At 77.9% G+C, this 3,249-nt stretch carries 5 protein-coding genes; all 5 read left to right on the plus strand.

The features are described 5' to 3' along the window. Nucleotides 1-239 (plus strand): HAD family hydrolase (locus tag CKO13_RS11390; RefSeq protein ID WP_200261115.1); only part of this gene is annotated, 239 nt, incomplete at its 5' end. 174 nt (nt 240-413) lie between these two features. Next, nucleotides 414-1,175, plus strand: coding sequence for a molybdate ABC transporter substrate-binding protein (modA, locus tag CKO13_RS11395; protein ID WP_200261118.1), 762 nt, complete (start codon nt 414-416; stop codon nt 1,173-1,175). Between the two features lie 6 nt (nt 1,176-1,181). Beyond that, complete coding sequence (gene modB, locus CKO13_RS11400) at nt 1,182-1,871, plus strand: molybdate ABC transporter permease subunit (protein WP_338034644.1); 690 nt, start codon at nt 1,182-1,184, stop codon at nt 1,869-1,871. Then, nucleotides 1,868-2,947: a molybdenum ABC transporter ATP-binding protein gene (gene modC, locus CKO13_RS11405; protein ID WP_200261121.1), complete on the plus strand. Its 1,080-nt coding sequence runs from the start codon at nt 1,868-1,870 to the stop codon at nt 2,945-2,947. Before modB ends, modC begins: the two co-directional genes overlap by 4 nt. Nucleotides 2,948-3,016: 69 nt before the next feature. Beyond that, a partial coding sequence (locus tag CKO13_RS11410; protein ID WP_200261124.1) for a squalene/phytoene synthase family protein occupies nt 3,017-3,249 on the plus strand: 233 nt, incomplete at its 3' end.

Genomic DNA, 3,249 nt, shown 5'->3' on the forward strand with positions numbered 1-3,249 from the left:
CCAAGCCCCACCCCGACCCGATGCGCCACGCCCTGCGCGCCCTGGGGGCGGCGGCCGAGCACACCCTGACCGTCGGCGACGCCCGGCGCGATATCGAGGCCGCCCTGAGCGTAGGGGCGCAGGCGCTCGTCGCCCTGTTCGGCTACCTCCACGCCGGCGACCGGCCGACGCGCTGGGGCGCCCACGGCCTGGTGCGCGCCCCGGAGGAGATCCTCGGCTGGCTGCCGGCCGCCCGCTAGCGCCCCCGCCGGGGCGCCGCGCGGTGGCGTGCCGCCCTCCCGACAAGAGGCCGCCGCTGTTGTAGCCTCTACGACACGCCGACCGGCCACCGACCCCGGGCCCCGGCGCCCCGGCAGGTCGGCACGCGATTTGCTAAAACGGGAGACGGAGAACCCGACCGAGTGGAGGGAGCCATGCCGTACCGCACCTGCCCGATCCTCGCCCTGCTGCTCCTCGCCGCCGCCGTGCCGGCCCACGCCGGCGAGGTGCGCGCCGCCGTGGCCGGCAACTTCAAGGCCACCATCGAGGCCCTCGAGCCGCGCTTCGAGGCGGCCACCGGCCACGAGCTGCGGGTCAGCACCGGCTCCACCGGCAGCCTCTACGCCCAGATCCGCAACGGCGCCCCCTTCGACGCCTTCCTCGCCGCCGACCGCCGCCGGCCGCGCAAGCTCGCCGAGCGCGGCCTGGCGGTGCCGGGGAGCCGCTTCACCTACGCCCAGGGGCGCCTCGCGCTGTGGAGCGCCGACCCGGAGCGGGTCAACGGCCCGCAGGCCCTGCGGGGCGAGTTCCGCCGGCTGGCCATCGCCAACCCCCGGACCGCCCCCTACGGGCTGGCCGCCCAGCAGGCCCTGCAGTCCCTGGGGCGGTGGCGATCGCTGCAGGGGCGGATCATCCAGGGGCAGAACATCAACCAGGCCCACCAGTTCGTCGCCAGCGGCAACGCCGAGCTGGGCTTCGTCGCCCTCTCCCAGCTCAGCGCCCCGGGCCGCCCCGAGCGCGGCTCGCGCTGGCTGGTCCCGCAGCAGCACCACGCGCCCATCCGCCAGCAGGCCGTGCTGCTCGAGCGCGCCGCCGACCACGCGCCGGCGCAGGCGCTCCTGCGCTTCCTGCAGGGCCCCGAGGCCGCCGAGCTCATCCGCCGCTTCGGCTACACCATCCCGGACGACGCGGAGTAGCGCGCCGTGCCCGAGCTGCTCAGCAGCGCCGACTGGCAGGCCTTCCGGCTGACCCTGGCCCTGGCGGGGGTGACCGTGGCCGGGCTCCTGCTGCTGGGCACCCCCCTGGCCTGGTGGCTGGCCTGCAGCCGGGCGCGCTGGAAGGTCGCCGTCGAGGCGGTGGTCGCCCTGCCGCTGGTGCTGCCGCCGACCGTGCTGGGCTTCTACCTCCTCGTCGCCCTGGGGCCCCACGGCCCCATCGGCGGGGCCCTCGAGGCCCTCGGCGGCGCCCCGCTGGCCTTCACCTTCGCCGGCCTGGTGGTCAGCTCGATGGTCTACAGCCTCCCCTTCGTGGTCCAGCCGCTGCAGAACGCCTTCGCCGCCATCGGCCGCGCGCCCCTCGAGGCCGCGGCCACCCAGGGGGCCGGCCCGGTGGACCGGTTCCTCACCGTGGCCGTGCCGCTCGCCCGGCGCGGCTTCCTGACCGCCACCACCCTGGGGTTCGCCCACACCCTCGGCGAGTTCGGCGTCGTGCTCATGGTCGGCGGCAACATCCCCGGCGAGACCCAGGTCGTCTCCATCGCCATCTTCGAGCACGTCGAGACCCTGGAGTACGCCCGGGCCCACGCCCTCTCGGCGATGCTGCTGCTCTTCTCCTTCGCGCTGCTGCTGGCGGTCTACGCCCTCAACCGGCGCTTCCAGGCGGTGGGCCTATGAGCGGCGCCCTCGCCGTCCGCGGCCTGGCCCTGAGCCGCCCCGGCTTCCGCCTGGCGGCGGACATCGACGCCCCCGCCGGGGGCCTCACCGTGGTCGCCGGGGCCTCGGGCTCGGGGAAGACCACCCTGCTGCGCTGCCTCGCCGGCCTCGAGGCCGCCGAGGCCGGCCGGGTCACCGTCGGCGGCGAGGCCTGGCAGGACGGCGCCGAGCGCCTCTTCCGGCCCCCGCACCGCCGCCGGGTGGGCTACGTCGCCCAGGAGGCGGGCCTCCTCCCGCAGCGCACGGTGCGCGGCAACCTCGCCTACGCCCGCCGCCGGCGCGGCCGCGGCGGGACCGACCTCGAGGCCCTCGCCCGCCGGCTGGGCATCGGCCACCTGCTCGGCAAGCGCCCCCACCAGCTCTCCGGCGGCGAGCGCCAGCGGGTGGCCATCGCCCGGGCCCTCGCCGGGCAGCCGGCGCTGCTGCTGCTCGACGAGCCCACCAGCGCCCTGGATCCGGCCAACGCCGAGAACGTCCTGGCGCTGATCGGCGAGCTCCGCGACACCGCGCGCATGCCGGTGCTCTGGGTCTCCCACGACCTGGAGCGGGCGCTGCGCCTGGCGGACCGCCTCCTCTACCTGGCCGACGGGCGGGTGGCCGCCCAGGGCCCGCCCCAGGAGCTGCTCACCCGGCTCGACCTCGGCCTGGCCACGGCGCCGACGGCCGAGGCCCTCCTCGACGGGCGGGTCGTCGAGCACCGCCCCGGCGAGGGCCTGGCCCGGGTCGCCGTCGACGGCGGCGAGCTGTGGCTCCCCGAGGACGGCCGCCACGCCGCGGGGAGCGCCGTGCGCGTGGCGGTCCCCGCCCGCGAGGTCGCCCTGGCGCGGTCGCCGGTGGCCGGCACGAGCCTGCTCAACCAGCTCCCGGTGCGGGCCACCGCCACCGCCGAGGTGGACGGCACCCACACGCTGGTGCGCCTCGCGGCCGGGCAGGCGCCGCTGCTCGCCCGCATCACGCGGCGCTCGGCCGCCGAGCTGGGGGTGGCGGCGGGCTGGCGGGGCGTGGCCCTGGTCAAGAGCGCGGGGCTGCGCGCCTAGGCGCCGCACGCGCCCCGGCGCTTGTGGGACAATAGGGCGGTCCTAGGAGAACGCCTCGAGGAGCCGCCGATGGCCCGCGACGCCGCCGCCGAGGCCTTCGCCCGCGCCGCCCCGCCGGGCTCGAGCCTCGACTGCGCCCTGCGCACCGCCCCCCGGGCGGCGCGCGCCGACCTGCTCGCCGTCGCCGCCTACGCCGGGGAGATCCGCCGCATCCCGGCCGAGGCCTCGGAGCCGAGCGTGGCCCGGAGCCGGCTGCAGTGGTGGCGCGCCGAGCACCTGCGCATGCTCGACGGCGGCGGTGA

Origin of the sequence: Halorhodospira neutriphila (genome assembly GCF_016584055.1) — a bacterium.
GTDB classification, from domain to species: Bacteria; Pseudomonadota; Gammaproteobacteria; order Nitrococcales; family Halorhodospiraceae; genus Halorhodospira; species Halorhodospira neutriphila.

Coding starts and splice junctions, on each gene's coding strand:
- modA (WP_200261118.1), top strand. CDS start 414: ATGCCGTACCGCACCTGCCCGATCCTCGCCCTGCTGCTCCTCGCCGCC.
- modC (WP_200261121.1), top strand. CDS start 1,868: ATGAGCGGCGCCCTCGCCGTCCGCGGCCTGGCCCTGAGCCGCCCCGGC.